The sequence below is a fragment of the Lentzea albida genome (assembly GCF_900111005.1).
In the GTDB taxonomy this organism is placed as follows: Bacteria; Actinomycetota; Actinomycetes; order Mycobacteriales; family Pseudonocardiaceae; genus Lentzea; species Lentzea albida.
In genome coordinates, this window is record NZ_FOFV01000009.1 from 248,401 (window position 1) to 265,653 (window position 17,253).

Consider the following 17,253-nt stretch of genomic DNA (forward strand, 5'->3'; position numbering starts at 1 on the left):
CGGAATCGGGCGCGCTCCTGCCCGTCGTGCCCAAGCCGCGCGGCGAGCCCGTGTTCCGCACACGGTGTCCCGGCGCGCTCGGCACCGCTCCCGCGGTGACGGCGGCCGTCACCGCGGAGATCACCGGGGGTGTGGCGACCGGACCGCTGCGGAATTCGGGTTCCGCCGACCTGGCGGGCAACGTCACCGCTGGTCACGACATCAATGAGCAGCGAACCGCACGCTCCGGGTCACACCGCTCGCACAGGATCACCGGCTGCGGTGGACCGCCTCGCGACCGGATGGTGTGGACACCCTCGACGGCACCTCGCGCACGAGCGTTCCAGCACCGCACTTCCACTGCCGAAGTCCGGGAACCACGGCCTGTTCGCCGCCGATGTGGACGCGACGGCGACTGGCGCGGCTGTCGTACTGTTCGCCCCGAAGCGCTGGCGGACGTCGAGGCAGCGGAGGCGACATGCTAGAGGAACCCGAGGGCCGGCTGTGGCCGGTGGACCCCGCATCCACCACGCGGGCCGAGCCGGGAGGAGCGGCCGACATCCCGGTCGCGCACTCGCACGAGCAGCGGCTCGACACGGCGCCGACCCGGGTCAGCAGCGGGTTGACGTCGACTGAGCACTGCCGCAAACTCCGTGCTAATTCGAATTTGCACGCGGTCATGGCCGAGGGGTCCACCCTGCGCGACATGACGCCGCAGCAGGCCTGAGCCAGGCTGTGGCGTCGCTGGTGCTCACCAACCGGACCGACTCACGACGGAGCTCCGCAGATGGCTCAGCAGCGCAACGAACCACATAGGACTTCCTCTGACGCGCCCCTGCCGGTCCACCGGGGCAAGGAGCTCGGCCGGTTGCTCAGCGCGCTCACCGCGGCGGAGACGAGCAGGCCGGCGGTGGTGCTGTTGGAGGGCACCACCGGCGTCGGCAGGACGACGTTGCTGGGCGAGGTGGCGGACGCCGCCAGGGCACGCGGGTTCCAGGTGGCCGGTGCCGTGACGTCCACTCTGGACAGTTTCATGTCGTTCTCCGTCGTCCGGCAGCTGTTCGAGAACCTCACCGCGGGTCCGGGGGCCGGCGCCCTGGAGTCGATCATCGGTGTGCGCGGTCGGCCGGGAGCGGACCACCGCACCGCGGCGGGCTTCGACGAACTGGCGACCCACCAGACCTACGACGACCTCTACCGGCTCGTGAGCGGCCTCGCCGACCGCGGACCGGTCTGCTTCGTCGTCGACGACCTGCAGTGGGCCGACGTCTCGTCGCTGCAATGGCTCAACTACCTAATGCGGCGGGCGACCAAGCTGCCGCTCGCCGTCCTGCTCAGCTGCACGACCGGGGTGTACCCAGCGGACCCGCTCCAGGTCGCGGAGGTGCAGATCTACGCCGCTCGCGTGCGGATCGGCGGCCTCACCGCGGAGGAGGTGTCGCAGTTCGCCGAGCCGGTGCTCGGCAGCCGGCCCGAACCTGAGACCGTCAAAGCCCTTCACACGGCCACGGGTGGGAACCCGCTGCTCCTCCGCTCCCTGCTGTCGACGACCGGGGAGTTCTCCGTGCAGGAGATCCCGTCCTCGTACGGGGTGGAGGAGCTGGGCGAGTCGGTGCTCGCGCGGCTGCACGGCGAGTCCGAGCACCTCGTCCGGCTGGCCAGGACGATCGCGGTCGTGGAACCCCCGGACCTCGGGCTCGCGGCCGAGGTCGCCGGGATGACGGTGCCGGAAGCCACCGACGGCGCCGACCGGCTGACGCGGATGGGACTGCTGACCGGCGCGGGCAAGCCGGCGTTCACCCACTCCGTGTTCACGGATGCGATCACCGGCTCGATCACGCGTGCGGCCAGGGACGACCTCCACGCACGGGCCGCCGCGAGCCTGCACGCGTCCGGGGCACGAGCGGCGCTCGTCGCACGGCACGTCCAGTGCACCTCCGCGAAGCTCGGCCGGTGGGCCGCCGACGCCCTCCACCGGGCAGCGGACGGCTTGCTGCACGACGGTGACGCGACCACCGCCGCGAGCTTCCTCACCAGGGCTCTGCAGGAGGACGTGCCGACCGAACTCAGGACGAAGCTGCTCGTCAAGCTCGGCCACGCCGAATCGTTCTTCGACCCCTACCAGGCGGCCACGCACCTCAAACAGGCGTTGGAGGACATCGAGGAGCCCGAACTCCTCCTCGACGTCACCTCGCTGCTGTCCCGGACGCTGTACCTCGACGGGCGCTACGAGGACGCGCGTGGGGCGTTGAGCGAGTCCATAGCCAGGATGTGCGCCTCGGCGCCGGAGTTCTCCGCTCAGCTGCGCCTCGCGCTCCGCGTCACCCTGCCGACCGAGCAGTCCGGGGAGCACGACGCCGCTCCGGACCGCGTCGCGGTCGACTGGCGGCGCCGCGACGCCCGTGGCCGCGGGCTGGCCGCCCTGGTGGCGGAGGACCTGAGCAACCGGGGAGAAGACCTCACGACGTCCCGCGAGGCCGCGCTGGCCGCGTTGTCGGTGGGCGCGGTGTCGATCATGCAGGATCCGCAGCGGATGATGGCCGCGATCACCTCGCTGATCCGGACCGACGAGCTCGAGCTGGCCCTGCGGTACTCCAGCGAGGCGATCCTGGAAGCCCACCGCCAGAAGCTGGACCTGGTGTTCGTCCTGGGCCACACGCTGCGGTCGAGGGTGCACTTCCACCGCGGGGCGCTGTCCCAGTCGGTCGTGGACGCCCGGCTCGCACTGGCCAAGGCCCAGCGGATGAACCTGCACCAGCGCCACCCGGGCCGCATCTGGCCGATGGACGCGCTCCTGTCCGCGCTGCTGCACCTCGGTGACGTCGAGGCGGCACGGGAGCTGGTCGAGCCCATCGGCCTCACCCGCCCGCTGCCGAACAGCTGGCACCACACCAGCCTCCTGCAGGGACGCGGTCAGCTCCGCATGCGGCTGGGGGACGACGCCGGCGCGCTCATGGACCACCTGGAGTGCGGACGGAGGCTCAAGTCGTGGGGTGCTCCCGGCCCCGCCGTCCTGCCGTGGCGCTCGTACGCGGCCATTGCGCACCTCCACCTCGGTCAGTCGCTGGAGGCCGTGCAGCTGGCCCTCGAAGAGCTCGAGCTGGCCAAGAAGTGGACCTCCGCACCGAGTCTGGCCCGCGCGATGCTCACCGTCGGCCTCGCGACCGGTGGTGCGGCAGCGCTGCCGTGGCTCATGGAGGCCGAACACGTCCTGCGCAACACGCAGGCCTTGCTGCTGCGCGCGACGATCCTCGTGGAGCTCGGGACGACGCGGTGGCACCACGGGCAGCAGAAGCTCGCCCGGGAGGAGCTGGCCCAGGCGAAGACGGTCGCCGAGCGGTGCGGTTCGCTGCCGTTGCTCACCAAGCTCGCCGAACTGCCGCCGGAGGCGGTGCGGCGGTCCGACGCCGTGCCGGCCGCTCCCGCTTCCGCGGGCTCTCCGCTGACACCGCAGGAGCACCGCGTGGCGAGCCTGGTGGCCGCGGGCTCCTCGAACGACGAGGTCGCCCGGAAGTTGTCCGTGTCCCGGCGGGCCGTCGAGTTCCACCTCACGCACGTCTACCGCAAGCTCGGGATCAAGCGGCGCACGCAACTGGCGGCGATGCTCTACTCGACCGGCAGCAGCAGGTAGGGAACGGCTTCCGTCACGCAGTGCCCGCCACGAGGTGCGCCGACATGCCGCGCAGCTTCGCGCAGGTCTCCCTGAGCTCCCGCTCCGGGCGAGAGGACGCCACGATCCCCGCTCCCGCGCGCAACCACCGCCGTCCCTTCAGCTCGTACACCGCGCACAGGACGAGGCCGGCGTCGAGGAAACCGTCGTCCGACGCGAACAGCACGGCACCTGAGTAGACCCCCCGCGGTGCGGCTTCCGCCCCAGAGATGAACTCGCACGCTGCTTCCCTTGGCGCACCTGAGATCGTGGCGCCGGGGAACAGCAACTCCAAGGCGTCCCAGGAGGTCTTGCCCTCGGCCAGCCGGCCGCACAGCCGCGACGCCAGGTCGTGGACACCTCCCGGGGCCGTGTCCGCCAGCGGTTCCTCCACCACCACCGAACCCGGTTCGCACACCTCGGTCAGCCCGGCGAACGCGCACTCGACGGCGATCGCGTGTTCGTGCGCCTCGTCCGGGTCCGGCACCAGCTCGTCCGCACGGGTCTCCAGCCGCGGCCGCGTCACCACCTTCCCGTCGGACCCGGCCTCCAGCACCGTCTGCGGGCAGAAGCCCGTCGTCGTCAGGCCTCCGATCGACAACAGGAACGACCGCTCCGGTGCGGTGGCCGCGCGCCCGGCCAGGTAGGTCGCGACGAAGTCGACGGGTTCGTCCACGGGCACGCTGCGGGACAGGGTCACCTTGCGCAATGCGGTGGAACGGATCTCCTCCACCGCCTCCAGTACCGCGTCGCGGTACCGGCCGCCGCCCGCGTCCAGGTCCACCGGCACGGTCGCGCGCCCTGATGCCGGCGCGTCCTCGACCGGTGCCGTGCGCAGGTGTTCGAGCAGTGCGCCAAGCCGCGCGTCGCCGCCCCGCACGACGCTCGCCCTTCCGCTCTCGATGCGCACCTCCACCTCGGGCACCACGAGGTGCACGACCTCCGAGTCCCCGGCGAGGTCCGAGCGGTCGTTCATCACGTGCACGGCTTCGAACGCGATCCAGCCGCACACCGTCCACTCGGGCAACGACAACCGCTCCAGCGCCGCCCGTGCCGCGCGCACGGGCCCGCCGACGACCGGCCACGACTCCTCCACCGAGTCGCGCCGAACCCGCACACGGGTCGCGTCGACCACGATCTCCACGCGCACGCCCCAGGCGATCGTCCAGACTTCGCCGTGCTCGTAGAGGAAGTACGTGTCGAAGAACCCGGTGCGGATCAGTGCGGCGGCGAGCTCGGCGGACGGTTTCGGGGAGGGTTCCGGGAGAACGGCCATTACCAGCTCCTCGGGTGTCGCGGGGGGAACCACGACTTCGGCGATCGGGCTTCCGGTCCACACCGGCCACCGTCTTTGCGCAGCTCCACGGTGATCCCGCGTCCCAGCACCAATAAAATTGGTCCCAAACGAACCTATTCACAACCGATCCATCCGGTCAACCAGCCGTGCCAACCGGTGGGACCTCTTCGGACATCAGCGGGCGGTAACCCCGAGTGCTCGCAACGTTCACTCTTTCGCGTGCGGCTTTGTGGAACTCCGTAGCTACACAACGCGACGCCCTCAATACGGTGTGGTGGAACCCACAGGCGAAAGAAGAAAACCGTGATCACCAACCAGAACACCGCCTTGGAAGTCCCCGCGACCGTGCCGCCCGCGCGAGACCCCCACCCTTCGCGACGCACCGCGGCCACGAAGGTGTTGTCCGTGCTCCAGGCTTTCGGCGCGTGTGACGGCGCGGCGTCGCTGAACGAGCTCACCCGCTACGCCGACCTCCCGAAGTCCACCGTCCACCGCATGGTCGGCTTCCTGCGGGCCGAGGGGCTCGTCGAGATGATCGACAACCGCTTCCTCCTCACCACCAAGATCACCGAGTTGTCGACCGCCGTTCCCCTGGAGATCTCCGACCACACCCGCGAACGACTGCTGCCGGTGCTCGCGGACCTCTACGAGTCCACTCGCGAGGCCGTCCAGCTCTCCGTCCTGTGCGGCACCACGGCGCGCGTCGTCGAACGCCTGCACGGCAGGCAGTCGAGCGAGCTCGCGACGCGCCTGCGCGGTCCCCTCCCCCTGCACTGCACCGCACCGGGGAAGGTCCTCCTGGCCGGCGATCCCGGCCTGCTCCCCGTCCTGTGCGCCCAGGGGCTGGAAGCGCTCACTCCCGCCTCCATCACCTCCGCGGGGGTGCTGCAGTCCGCGCTGACCGGCGTGCGCAAGCACGGCGTCGCCTTCGACCGCAGCGAATGGCTTCCCGGCTTCACCGGTGTCGCGGCCCCGGTGTGGGGACCCGGCCCGACCCTCGTCGGCGCGATCTCCGTGTTCGGCCCCGTGCAGCGCCTCAGCCCGGACGCCGTCGCGCGCCGCGTCCACCACACCGCCGAGATCGCGTCCAGGGAGCTCCACTCCACTCCCCCGTCCACGGGTCACCGGCTCGCCGGATGAGCACGACCGCCCACCGGCATCGGCCGTTCCACACAGGAGTGGCCGGCGATGCCGATCGGCGTCAGACCGCTCGTGCGATGGCGATGTTGCCCGCGAGCCGGTCGCCGGCCTCGTAGATCATGTATTCGCGTCCCTGGTAGGTGCCGAACGAGGGGGCGGCGGAGCGGCCGTTGTCGGGTGCGCCGGACAGTGAGTCGTGGAAGACGCCGAGGTGGCGGCGCTGGGTGAAGTCACGACCGAGTTCTGTGATGAGGATGTTGCCGCCGCTGCCGATGTCGGTGTTGTAGACGACGTAGGCGCTGTTGTTGCGGAACAGCAGGTGCGGCCCGCCGACGTTGACGGCGCCGACGTCCTGGTGACGGATGAGCGGGGTCTGGGCGAACGTCCAGTCGCGGGCGTTCGGCGACCAGCCCCAGCCGATGTCGCGGTGGTCGGTCTTGTTGTTGATCATGAACACCATGACGTACCGGGCGCCGCGTGCGGGCAGGTCGTGGCGGAACACCCTGGCATAGGAGGTCTCGGTGGTGCCTGCGGGCATCAGCCGGGTGGACAGGACCTCCTTCTCGTAGCGGAAGTTGATGCCGTCGGCGGAGCTGGCCAGCCGGGTCACGGTGTTCTCGCCGTGGAAGTACAGGTACATGCGCTTGACGTCGTCGTTCCACATCGCGTGCGGAGACGACACGTGCGACACGCTGTACTCGCCGGGCCAGCTGCGGGTGATGATCGGGTTGCCGGGGTGCTCGGTGAACTCCTCGTCGAGGCTGTTGGCGTAGGCCAGGCAGATCCCGCCCGGTGCGTCGTGCGGCGCGTAGTACAGGTAGTACGCGGCGCGGGCGCCGGGGATCCGGTTCTTGGTGCCCCGGATCGTCGGGAAGATCAGCTCACCTGTCGGGTTGTACCGCAGCTTGCTCTTCACCAGCGCGAGCCCGCGGTACCGGTAGTCCGGAAACCCCGCCGGCGCAGCGGCCGCGGTACCGGCCGCACCCGCGGTACCCGCCAGCAGAGCCGCACTGCCCAGCAGAAGACTGCGGCGGTTGACTGTCATGGAACGCTCCTCGACGCTGAATAATCCACTGTGGACTGGACATCGCCGGCGGACGGCGCGTTCGTCGGCAGTGGAACGACGGTACGCCTGCGACTTCGAGGCCACAGCGGACGCGTACCACGCCGTGGGACCAGGGCGTGATCAACTCGCGGAACACCGCTAGCTTCGCCTCGGACGCTCCACCGCTCATCGGTCAGCCGCAGACCGAAGACTTCTCACAGGTACCCGCCCATCGGGATGCGCGTACCCGCAGATCGAGAGGATTCGACCACATGACCGCGACCGCAGGTCCTCACGAGCACCCGCTCCTCACCTCGGCCCGTTGTCGGCAGACGATGCGCGACCTGCTGCGGGAGGACCTGTTCGATCCGCGGCTGCGGGACGACCTGTCCCTGCGCGACTACATGGACCTGACCATCGACCGGATGAAGGCGATCTTCCGGGAAGGCCTGGTGCACAACGACATGTGGATGGGCCGCCCAGGCGAGCACGGGTTCCGGTCCATGTGCGACGTGATGGGCCTGACGGGAGCGTTCGACTTCGCGCTCACCTCGACCATCACCGACCACCTGATCGCGGGGAGCGCACTGTTCAACCACGGCTCTCCCGAGCAGGTGGCCCGCCACCACGACGAGATCACGCAGATGCGGCAGGTCTACGCCTTCTGCTGCACGGAGATCGGGGGCGGCACCAACCTGCGGGAGATCCGCACGACGGTGTCCTGGGACCGCGCGGAGCAGTGCTTCACGCTCGACACCCCTTCGGACGCCGCGTGCAAGTTCTGGATCGGGAACATCAAGCACGCCGCGACCGTCGGCATGGTCCTGGCCCGCCTCGTGATCGACGGTGAGGACGTCGGCCACCACTGGTTCCGCGTCCCGCTGCGCGACGAGGAGAACGGCCCTCCCCTTGCGGGCATCACGATCCTCTCCTGCGACCCCAAGGGAGGCATCCAGGCCAACCAGGTCGGAGGTGCCCGCTTCACCGGGGTCCGGCTCCCCCGCGAGGCGTTGATGGAACGGTACTCGCGCATCGACGAGAACGGACGTTTCTCCAGCACGCTGCCCGATGCCGGCACCCGCTTCGTGAAGTCGATCGAGACCTTCGTGCAGGAACGCATCTTCCCGCTCAGCGCCGGGGCGCGGGCCGCCGAGCTCGCGACCCACCTCACCTGGCGGTTCGCCGGCCACCGCGAGACCCGCGGTGCGCCCCGGCGCAGGACCCTCCTGGACGAGCCGCTGTTCCGCGACCGCCTGTACCAGGTCCAGCTGCGCAGCCTCGCGCTGCGGCTGCTGGAACGCGCCGTCGTCAGGGGTGTCGAACGCGACTGGCACACCGACCCCGGTCGCAAGAACATGCACGTCCTCACCGCCACGGGGAAGTGCGGTTCCTGGCTGGCCCTGGAGGTCCTGGCCGCATGCCGGGAGATGTGCGGCTCGCAGGGTTTCCACGGCCACAACCAGATCGTCACCCTGCGGACCGACTTCGAGGTCAACGTGACCTTCGCGGGCGACAACTCCGTGATGGCCTACCAGGTGGCGCGCAGCGCCCTGGGGTCCGACCGGTTCGCCTCCCGCCCGCCGGTGACGTTGCCGGAACGGGTCGAGAGGGCGCTGACCGAGACGTGGCGCAGTCGGGAGAACGGGTCCTTCACCCACGCCGAGGCCGTCGTGCTCGTCCACGCCCGCATGCTCGACCTCATCACAGCCGAGCACGACGCCGAGCCGCTGGTGCCGCAGCAGGTCATGGACGACCTGGTGGCCGACTTCGCCGCGCACCGGCTGCGCGAGCCGCACCGGCCGGTGTCGCCCGACCGGGAGAAGATCGACCTCCTGGCCGACCTGCTCGCACCTCTGCCGGAGCTCGTCACCGCCCCCATGGTCGACGACCGCTACCTGACCGAGTTCACCTCCTCGGCGCGGGCCCTGGGCGTGCACATCCCGGAACAAGGCAGGTGAACCGCCGCCGTGGCGATGCGCGTTCATGAGGAGACGCGTGCGGTGGGCGGACTGCGGTTCCGCCTGCGGCGCGCCGGAGAGGGCCCGCTGGTCCTCCTGCTGCACGGCTGGCCGCAGACCGGCCACGCCTGGCGCCACGTCCTCCCCGCTCTGGCGCGGGACCACGAGGTGGTCGCGCCGGACCTGCGCGGCTACGGGGCGTCCAGCCGCCCCCGCACCGGGTACGACAAGCGGACCATGGCGGCCGACATGAGCGGGCTCATGCACGAGCTGGGCCACGAGCAGGCCGTCGTGGTCGGCCACGACCGGGGTGCGCGCGTCGCCCACCGGTGGGGGCTGGACCGGCCGCACGAGATCAGCCGCCTGGTACTGCTCAGCGTCGTGCCGACGCGGGAGATGTGGCGGCACATGGACGCACGCGTCGGGACCGCCTACTGGCACTGGCTCTTCCACCTCGTTCCCGACCTCCCCGAGTTCCTCACCGAGGGGAAGGGCGGGGAGTACGTGCGGTTCATGCTGGCGGCCGGGGCGTTCCGGCACGAAGCGTTCACCGAGGAGGACCTGCGCCACTACGCGGAGACCTACGCCCGGCCGGGGGCGCTCCGCGCGAGCTTCGACGACTACCGGGCCGCCCGCCACGAGGACCTGGAAGCCGACGACGCCGACGCGGAAGCGGGCCGCCGCCTGACGATGCCCGTGCAGCTGGCCTGGGGCGCGCAAGGACTCGTGGGGAGCCTGCCCGTGCTCGACCTGTGGCGGGACTACGCCACCGGGGTCGAGGGGGCCCGGATCGACTCCTGCGGGCATTTCCCCGCCGAGGAGCAACCCGACGTCCTGGTCGCGCGGATCCGGGCGTTCCTCGCCGACGAGAAAGCTGTGGAGGAAGAATGAGGGCGCTGGTCGTCACCGAGGAACGCGGGCTGTGCCTCGCGGAGCTCCAGGACCGCGAGCCGGCCCCCGGCTGGGTGCGCGTGGACGTGGCGTTCTGCGCCATCTGCGGCTCCGACCTGCACCTGCGGGCCATGCCGCACGTCGTCCCGGCCGGGGCCGTGCTCGGACACGAGATCTCCGGTCACGTCGCCGCACCGGGCGGGCAGCGGCTGGCGGAGGGACAGGCCGTGGTCGTGTGGCCGAAGGCGGGCTGCGGGGACTGCGGCGACTGCCGGGCGGGCGACAACCACCTGTGCGCGGTGCAACCGTGGCACCTGAGCTCCCTCGGCCTGGGCACCCGTCCCGGCGGCTACGCCGAGAGCATCGTGGTGCCCGAGCACACGGTCTACCCGGTGCCGGACGGCGTTCCGCTGCAGCACGCCGCCCTGACGGAACCGCTGTCCTGCGCGGTCCACGCGGTCGACCGCTCCGGGGTGTCGGCGGCGGACACCGTCACGGTCCTCGGAGGCGGCACGGTCGGCTTCCTGCTGGCGCACGTGCTGCGGCTGCGGGGAGTCGAGGACGTGTGGGTGGTGGAACCGAACGCCGTGCGGCGGGCACGCCTGGCCGCGACCGGGATCACCGCGGTGGACGTGGACGAGACGACCGCGTCCGCGGACGTGGTGTTCGAGTGCGTGGGTTCGGTGACCGCGCTCGCGGAGTCGGCCCGGCGCGTGCGGACACGGGGAACGGTCGTCGCACTCGGGGTGAACGAGCGGCCCACCGAGCTGGACTCGGTCGCCCTCATCACCAAGGAGATCCGGATCGTGGGCAGCTTCGCCCAGAACAGGGGCGCGTTCGAGGCGGCCCTGGGCCTCATCGCGGGTGGCAGCGTTCCGGTCGGCCAGATCATCACCGACGTCGTGCCGCTGGACGGCGGACCGGTCGCGGCGATGATGGACGTCCTCAGCGGACGGCCGGGAGACCACCAGGTGGTCATGATCGCTCCCGGCCGGTGATGTGCCTGACTTCGGTGCGCGGGGAACGCGGTCCCGGTCAGGCCGATCTGGCCGACCACGTGCGTTCAGTTGTCGCCACGGGCGGCGTTCTCGGCTTGAGAGCTGCCCGGCCGTACTCGACGCAAGTGGCGGTCATGCGTGGCGGTTGCTCGGAACAGTGTGGTGCCCACGCACATTTCACGAGCTCGGCTACGCCGATTACACGATCGAGAGGGTGCGAGCCCTGTTGACCCTCGACGGCACTCCACCAGAACTGGGCTTGATGGTGGAGAGCGTCCGAGCGACGTAGCCACTCCGCAGCCGAGTCGGTGCAGCGTGACCTCGCACGCCGGCGTCCTGAGCTCTCGTTCACTATGGCTGGGCAGTCGGACACGTCGTCGAAGCAGCACTCGTACCCATCTCGAACACGGCCGGCTCACGTGAAGTCGTTGATCACCTCACCGTCGTGGCGCCTTCCGGAAAGGAGCGATCCACCGGTACGACCTCGACAGCGAGCTTGGTGTAGCTGCGGGTGACCGCACGGGCCTGCCTCTCGGGCCTGCCCGCTTCCGTGATGGCGTCCACGCGCGCCGCCAGTTGCCGGAACGCGATCTCGCTCGTCACGAGCGCCAGTTCGGCACCGGCACACCGGTGCGCGCCCAGGCCGAACGACAGGACGTCCCGCACCGCAGGTTCCAGCGTGTCGAAGCGGTCCACCACGAACACGTCGGGATCGGCGAACCTCGCAGGGTCACGGCCGAGCGCACCGAAGCACACCAGCACCACGCTGTCGCGGGGAAGCGGCACTCCAGCGAGCTCGGTGTCCTCCGCCGCGACCCTCACGCCGTACTGGATCGGAGGGTCGTACCTCAGCGTCTCCTGGACGAAGGACCGCAGCAACGCGTCGTCCTCCCGCAGACGCGGCAACAGGTCGTTGCGCGCCGCGAGGCGGCGTACACCGGTACCCAGCAGCGATCCCGTGGTCACCGTGCCCGCGCCGAGCAGGAACACCAGGTTGCTCATCAGGTCGCCGGCGCTGAGCCGGCCGTGGCCCGCGAGCGTGCGGACGAGCGGGGTCCCGCCGCCGGCCGTGGCGTCCAAGTGTTCCACGAGCCGCGTCGCCGCCTCGTCCGCCACCGCGAGCGCCTTGTCCGGTGGGTGCAGCTCGTTGCGTTCCAGGAAGCTGTTGACCCACCCTGCCAGGATCTCGTCGTCTTGCCGCGGCAAGCCGAGCAACTCGCCCATGACCCCGTTGGGAATCGTCATGAACGTTCGCGCTGCGTCCACCACCGCATGGGCAGCGCCGAACGGTGCCGTGCCGGCTTCGGCGTGCCGGGTGATCATCGGTCGCATCCGCGCGACCTCGCCGGGACCGAAGAAGCGCGCGAGCAGCCGCCGGGCCGGCTGGTTGTCGGGCGCGTTGCGGAAGAGCAGGCTGCGGTAGAGCAAATCGGTCGACGGGAACGTGCGCCACGCCGGCCACAGCCGGTCGGCGCAGTGGCGGTCGGGCACCGGGAAGAGCCTGGGGTTCACCAGGACGCCCACGCATTCTTGGTAACCGGTGACGAGCAGGCGCTCACGGGTGATCGGCAGGACGGGCCAGCGCTCGATCAGATCCCGGTAGTACGGGTAGGGGTCGACGCGTCCCGCAGGCGACAGCAGGCCCAGCAGCAGGTCGTGCGGTCCCATCACGTCACACCGTCCCGTCCGCTCAGCACGAGCCCGGTCAGCGTCACGAGCGCGGTGCCGTCATCGGTGGCGGCCACGCCGTTGGCGACGCCCGCCTCGTGGGTCACGTGCAGGCGGACGCTCGTCGCCTGGTCGGCCAGCGCGAGGTCGTTGTGACGGGTGTGCAGACGCACCTCCGTGATCGAGTGCGGTGTCGCGTACCGATGCGGAACGCCGGTGGCGCAGGCGGTCTGCAACAGCGCGTCGATCAGCAGCCACGGAAGCCGGTGCGAGGAGAAGAACTCGCGGGCGGTCAGCGACGGCTCCCACCGGGCCGAGGCGGTGTCGTCGGTGACGTGGAAGTCGCGGACCTGGTCGAACAGTCCTGACATGGACATCGTCGCGGGTGCGCGGCGGACACTCGGCTGAGGTGGCTGGAGGCGGACGGGCACGTCGTCGCCGAGCGGAACCGCCAGCTCGACGTGGGTGACGCGGCGGTCGCCGTTCCCCGCCCCGAGCTGTGACTGGACGGCGACGCGGACCACGCCGCCGTCCGGGCTTGACGGCACGAACGACGCGGCGACGGTGTACTCGGCCAGCTGCGGGTCGACGGCGACCGGAGCGCCGAACCTGATGTCCTGGAACCTGTCCACGAGACCGTTCCCGGCGAGGTGGTCGGTGGCGTGCGCGGCCAGTTCCAGTACGAGGGCGCCCGGCACGAGCGCTCGCGACTGGCGGACGTGTCCCCGCAGGTGGTCGTACCGAACGAGGTCCAACGGCCAGACGGTGTCGTCCTGACGGGTGTGCGGGGGGCTGCTCAGGTAGGGAAGCCGGATGCCGTCGTCGACCAGGCCGGGGAAACGCGTCCTCACCAGCCGCCGCTCCGCCTCGCCGAGCAGGACCGGCGAGGGGTGCCGCCCGATGCGGTCCGGCGCGACCAGGCTCGTGAACAGCCGCTGCCCTTCCGCGTCACCGAGGAGGCCGAGCTGCCCGGTCTTCGCCGTGTAGTCGGTGAACCCGGTGCGCGGACCGATCCCGGACTCGCCCCACAGGCTCCACCCGATCGCGCACTCGGCGGGCGAGCCGCGGCCCTGCTCGTAGCGGGCGGCGGCGTTGAGCACGTCGTTGGCGGGTCCGTAGTCGATCTCACCGGGCAGGCCGAACGCTCCGGCGACGGAGCTGAAGGTGCACCACGCCGATGGCGCGGGGTCGCGGAAGGCGGCCTTGAGGTTGTGGTGACCCGCGATCTTGGTGTCGCGCACCCGGCGGAACGTCGCGAGGTCCTTGGACTGAAGACGGCGAGCGCCGCCGATTCCCGCTCCGTTCACGAGGAGGTCGATGCGCGACGAGTCCGCCGCGACCGTCGCCGCCGCACGCCGGACAGCGGCCGGATCGGTGACGTCGCACCCGAGGTAGCGCACCCGCTCCGCGCCGATCCGCTCGCGCAGGGCCTCGATGGTCGTGAGCGATTCGCGCGCCTGGCGGGCCCGGTCGTAGGTCGCCCGCAGCGTTGCGATGTGGACGCTCGGGTCCTCAAGGCGTTTCGCCCGCACGTAGTCGGCACCGCTGAGGTCACCGATCTCCGCGGACAGGGCAGCCATGGCCTCCGGTTCGGTGCTGCCGAGCAACCACAGCATCGAGGGCGGAGGGCTCATGCCTTCAAGACATCGCGCGGTGATGCCCCGCGCACCTCCGGCAGCGACCACCACGGGACCCTCGGCATCCGAGTGGCCGACGGCCGCGGCGAGTTCGCCGAGTGGGACGAGCCGTTCCTCCCACCGGCCCACCGGAACCGACGCCGTGCGGTAGTAGGCGACGGGCAGGCCCTTGGCGCAGCCGGACTCCACGCGGAGCTGGGCCACTGCGCCGGAGAAGCCGGCATCGGTGACCAGGGCGTGCACGTGTGTCTCCGGCAGCTCCCACACGACGGACTTCGCCAGGCCGGTCAGCAGCGCGCAGTGCGGGTGCGGCACTCCCCCGTCCAGGCGGTCCAGCACCAGGATCGCCACCGACGAGTCGTCGTGAGCGGAGCCGGCCAGCCGTTTCAACGCGACGAACACCGTCTCCTGCAGAGCGACCAGGCCCTGCCGGGGCGGGGCGGGCCACTCGGCGTCGCGCAGGGACGTGATCACGCGCAGGTGACCGCCGACCGGCCCCGCCGCGGCGAGGAGGCCTGTCACCGTTTCCTCGTCCGAGGTGGCCATCGTCTCCGGTACGAGCACGACCGTGACGCTGTGTCCGGCGGTGGCGCGTACCCGGTCAGCGATCTCCGCGTCGTCGGTGAGCACGAGCGCGCCGGGCGGCAGCGGCTCGCGTTCGGGGACCTGAGGCGTCGCGGGGCGTGCCACCAGCCTCAGCGCGTACGGCTGAACCACCCCTGCTGCCACGACGGCGGACGTCATGACGGCGGGAGCACGTGGACGGCAGGACCGGACTCGGCCGAGAACCACCGTGGAAACTCTCCGCGCACGACGCACCGCACGACGTCGAGCACGCCGTCCGCGGCCCGGTAGCGACCGCTTCCGCGGCGCGACGGCTCCGGCGCCGGGCCGAGATCGGTCCGGACTCGCGCGAGCACCTCCCAGCCACGGGCCGTGGCGATCTCCCGGCGGGTGAGCGCGACCGCGACCGCACCTTCGGCGACGTCCTCCTCCCCGAGGCCGAGCGAGCGTGCCGCGTCCTGCGGCGCGGAAGCGTTCCACGCCATGACCAGGGCGAGGTCGACGTCGCCGCGCCGCAGGTAGCTACCCGCTGTGTGCAGCGCGGCGAGCCCGGACGTCTCACCGGTGTCGACCATCATCGTGGGACCGCGCAGGTTCCTCCGGTTGCTGACCCAGCCGAGAGCGGTGGACGACATTCGTCCGACCAGGCTGTAGGGGCTGATGGGCGCGACTCGTCCGCGAAGCTCGGCCAGGTAGGCCGCGGCGGCCGCCTTCTCCTCGCCTTCCAGCGTCTCCACGAACCCATCACCCAGGCACAGCACGGTGGACTCGACGGCCGACGTGCTGAGGCCGTACTGGGCGCCGAACACGCCGGTGCGTTCCTCGACCCCCTCCCAGAGGGGCGCACCGCCGGCCGGACCGGCGAGTCTGCTCGCCAGCTCGGCGGTGAGCAGCTGGCTCATGTCCAGCGCGGCCGCCACCTTGGGCGTGATCAGCGTGTCCGGGAACGGGGGAAGCGGATAAGGGGACTCGAAACGGGTGTCGTCGGCCGGCTCGTCACCTCGGGCCAGCCGGGCCGCGATCTCGTCGTCCGACGGCTTGCCCGGCAGCAACGCGCTCCACCGCACGAGCACCAGCTCGTCGCCGAGGTCCGGCGGGGCGGACCGCACGTCGCCCACCTGTCCGTGGGGCGAGCGGAGCAGCTGGTACCCGTTGATGCCGCCGAGCCCGCAGGCGAACACCCCGACGTACGAGGAGTCTTCCTCCGGCAGCGGCACCGGCGCCGAGGGCACCCGCAGAGACAGTGAGCGGGCGTACTCCGGCAGCTCCACGTGGTTCGGCTGCCGCGGCACCGTCGACCGGTGCAGGCCGGCCGCGGCCTGGATGAGCGAGACGACACCGCAGGCCATGCCGGTGTGACCGAGATACCCCTTGTTCCCCGTCACCCACGGTTCGCCGCCGGGGTGAGCGGCCGCGATGGACCGCAGCTCCGTCGCGTCTCCCGCCAGCGTCGCCGTCCCGTGCCCGATCACCCACGAGACCTCGGCGCCGGTCACGCCGTTGACCGACCTCGCCCGCGTCATCGCGCGGGTCTGTCCATCCTGGCTCGGCGCGAAGATGGCCTTGCTCTTGCCGTCCGAGGCGGCACCGAACCCGGCGAGCACGGCCAGCACGTCGTCGCCGTCCCGCAGCACGTCGCTCCACCGCTTGAGCACCACCACGCCGGCGCCCTCGGAGAACACCGTGCCGTCCGCGTCCACGTCGAAGGCACGCAGCTGTCCGGAGCGCGACAGGGTGCCCATTTCGGCGAAGTACACCTGCCGCAGTGGCCCGTGCGAGCTCACTCCCCCGCAGAACGCGACATCCACCGCGCCGTCCAGCAGGTGCCGGACCCCGAGGTCCACCGAGTACAGGGCGGACGGGCAGATGTTGTTCGACACGAGCGTTCTCGTGTCCGGCGGGAGCAGTCCGCGGGCAGCACGCGCGACCTGCCTGTGGGGGAAGAACTCGGTGTGTCCACGGCCCACGCAGGCGTCCGACTCGGCGAACCTGCGCCGGATCGCCTCGTACCGCTGGGCACGCCCGTTCTCCGGCGACCGCGCGGCGGCCTGTGCCGCGAGCGTGTCCGCGGCGAGCGCCAGGTCCATCTCGTAGCTCGTGTCGGTCGACGCGGAGACGAACAGACCCGTGCGGCCGGCCGGGGCGGACGTGGTGGCGAGGCACTGCCACAGGGCATGGCGCAGCCACCCCACCTGGAGATCACCTGACCCGTCGGCCGTGAGGTCCCGCACCTCCCCGTACCTGAGGTCGTAGGGCAGACCGGTTTCGCTGTGCTTCAGCGTGGAGGCCAACCCGGTCCCGCCGAAGCGGTCGGAACGGCCGAACACGATCGGGCCGTCCTGTGCCCGCCGCCACAGCTCTTCGACGTTCTCGCAACCCGGCGTCACGACACCGGCCGCGATGAGACAGACCCGGTCGGTGTGCACG

The 17,253-nt window shown here is 71.1% G+C and carries 11 protein-coding genes; 6 read left to right on the forward strand and 5 right to left on the reverse strand.

The genetic code is table 11. The annotated features are described in order from the left end of the window. The first annotated feature begins 457 nt into the window (after window positions 1-457). Complete coding sequence (locus BMY74_RS23675; protein ID WP_089919574.1) at window positions 458-706, forward strand: hypothetical protein; 249 nt, start codon at window positions 458-460, stop codon at window positions 704-706. A gap of 60 nt (window positions 707-766) precedes the next feature. Next, the gene (locus BMY74_RS23680) at window positions 767-3,610 is read left to right on the forward strand and encodes a helix-turn-helix transcriptional regulator (protein WP_089919576.1); all 2,844 of its coding nucleotides are present in this window, start codon (window positions 767-769) and stop codon (window positions 3,608-3,610) included. Window positions 3,611-3,623: 13 nt separating this feature from the next. On the opposite strand, the gene BMY74_RS23685 is transcribed toward BMY74_RS23680, so the two are convergent. Continuing rightward, the gene (locus BMY74_RS23685) at window positions 3,624-4,904 is read right to left on the reverse strand and encodes a chorismate-binding protein (protein WP_089919578.1); all 1,281 of its coding nucleotides are present in this window, start codon (window positions 4,902-4,904) and stop codon (window positions 3,624-3,626) included. Between the two features lie 324 nt (window positions 4,905-5,228). Here BMY74_RS23685 and BMY74_RS23690 point away from each other — a divergent pair, with 324 nt between their 5' ends. Further along, complete coding sequence (locus BMY74_RS23690) at window positions 5,229-6,065, forward strand: IclR family transcriptional regulator (RefSeq protein ID WP_089919579.1); 837 nt, start codon at window positions 5,229-5,231, stop codon at window positions 6,063-6,065. Between the two features lie 61 nt (window positions 6,066-6,126). Here BMY74_RS23690 and BMY74_RS23695 read toward each other — a convergent pair whose 3' ends face one another. Beyond that, window positions 6,127-7,110 (reverse strand): hypothetical protein, encoded by a 984-nt coding sequence (locus tag BMY74_RS23695; protein WP_089919581.1) that lies wholly within the window; start codon window positions 7,108-7,110, stop codon window positions 6,127-6,129. Between the two features lie 272 nt (window positions 7,111-7,382). On the opposite strand from BMY74_RS23695, the gene BMY74_RS23700 reads away from it, so the two are divergent. The 3 genes from BMY74_RS23700 to BMY74_RS23710 are packed head-to-tail and all read left to right on the forward strand — an operon-like array spanning window position 7,383 to window position 10,957. Continuing rightward, window positions 7,383-9,068: an acyl-CoA dehydrogenase family protein gene (locus tag BMY74_RS23700; protein WP_218159711.1), complete on the forward strand. Its 1,686-nt coding sequence runs from the start codon at window positions 7,383-7,385 to the stop codon at window positions 9,066-9,068. 15 nt (window positions 9,069-9,083) lie between these two features. Continuing rightward, window positions 9,084-9,959, forward strand: a complete 876-nt coding sequence (locus BMY74_RS23705; protein WP_177229889.1) for an alpha/beta fold hydrolase — start codon at window positions 9,084-9,086, stop codon at window positions 9,957-9,959. Then, window positions 9,956-10,957, forward strand: a complete 1,002-nt coding sequence (locus tag BMY74_RS23710) for a zinc-dependent alcohol dehydrogenase (protein WP_089919585.1) — start codon at window positions 9,956-9,958, stop codon at window positions 10,955-10,957. Before BMY74_RS23705 ends, BMY74_RS23710 begins: the two co-directional genes overlap by 4 nt. Window positions 10,958-11,389: 432 nt before the next feature. On the opposite strand, the gene BMY74_RS23715 is transcribed toward BMY74_RS23710, so the two are convergent. Genes BMY74_RS23715 through BMY74_RS23725 form a run of 3 tightly spaced genes read right to left on the reverse strand, consistent with a single transcriptional unit; the run spans window position 11,390 to window position 17,252 of the window. Beyond that, complete coding sequence (locus BMY74_RS23715; RefSeq protein WP_089919587.1) at window positions 11,390-12,625, reverse strand: cytochrome P450; 1,236 nt, start codon at window positions 12,623-12,625, stop codon at window positions 11,390-11,392. Further along, window positions 12,625-15,006, reverse strand: a complete 2,382-nt coding sequence (locus BMY74_RS23720; protein WP_089919590.1) for an SDR family NAD(P)-dependent oxidoreductase — start codon at window positions 15,004-15,006, stop codon at window positions 12,625-12,627. Before BMY74_RS23720 ends, BMY74_RS23715 begins: the two co-directional genes overlap by 1 nt. Continuing rightward, window positions 15,003-17,252 (reverse strand): beta-ketoacyl synthase N-terminal-like domain-containing protein, encoded by a 2,250-nt coding sequence (locus BMY74_RS23725; protein ID WP_089919592.1) that lies wholly within the window; start codon window positions 17,250-17,252, stop codon window positions 15,003-15,005. The genes BMY74_RS23720 and BMY74_RS23725 overlap by 4 nt, the downstream gene beginning before the upstream one ends. Window position 17,253: the final 1 nt, after the last annotated feature.

Bases quoted from the DNA above. Each gene is read 5' to 3' on its own strand.
- BMY74_RS23715 (WP_089919587.1), bottom strand. From the start codon at position 12,625: ATGGGACCGCACGACCTGCTGCTGGGCCTGCTGTCGCCTGCGGGACGC.
- BMY74_RS23705 (WP_177229889.1), top strand. From the start codon at position 9,084: ATGCGCGTTCATGAGGAGACGCGTGCGGTGGGCGGACTGCGGTTCCGC.
- BMY74_RS23700 (WP_218159711.1), top strand. From the start codon at position 7,383: ATGACCGCGACCGCAGGTCCTCACGAGCACCCGCTCCTCACCTCGGCC.
- BMY74_RS23675 (WP_089919574.1), top strand. From the start codon at position 458: ATGCTAGAGGAACCCGAGGGCCGGCTGTGGCCGGTGGACCCCGCATCC.
- BMY74_RS23695 (WP_089919581.1), bottom strand. From the start codon at position 7,110: ATGACAGTCAACCGCCGCAGTCTTCTGCTGGGCAGTGCGGCTCTGCTG.
- BMY74_RS23685 (WP_089919578.1), bottom strand. From the start codon at position 4,904: ATGGCCGTTCTCCCGGAACCCTCCCCGAAACCGTCCGCCGAGCTCGCC.
- BMY74_RS23720 (WP_089919590.1), bottom strand. From the start codon at position 15,006: ATGACGTCCGCCGTCGTGGCAGCAGGGGTGGTTCAGCCGTACGCGCTG.
- BMY74_RS23680 (WP_089919576.1), top strand. From the start codon at position 767: ATGGCTCAGCAGCGCAACGAACCACATAGGACTTCCTCTGACGCGCCC.
- BMY74_RS23710 (WP_089919585.1), top strand. From the start codon at position 9,956: ATGAGGGCGCTGGTCGTCACCGAGGAACGCGGGCTGTGCCTCGCGGAG.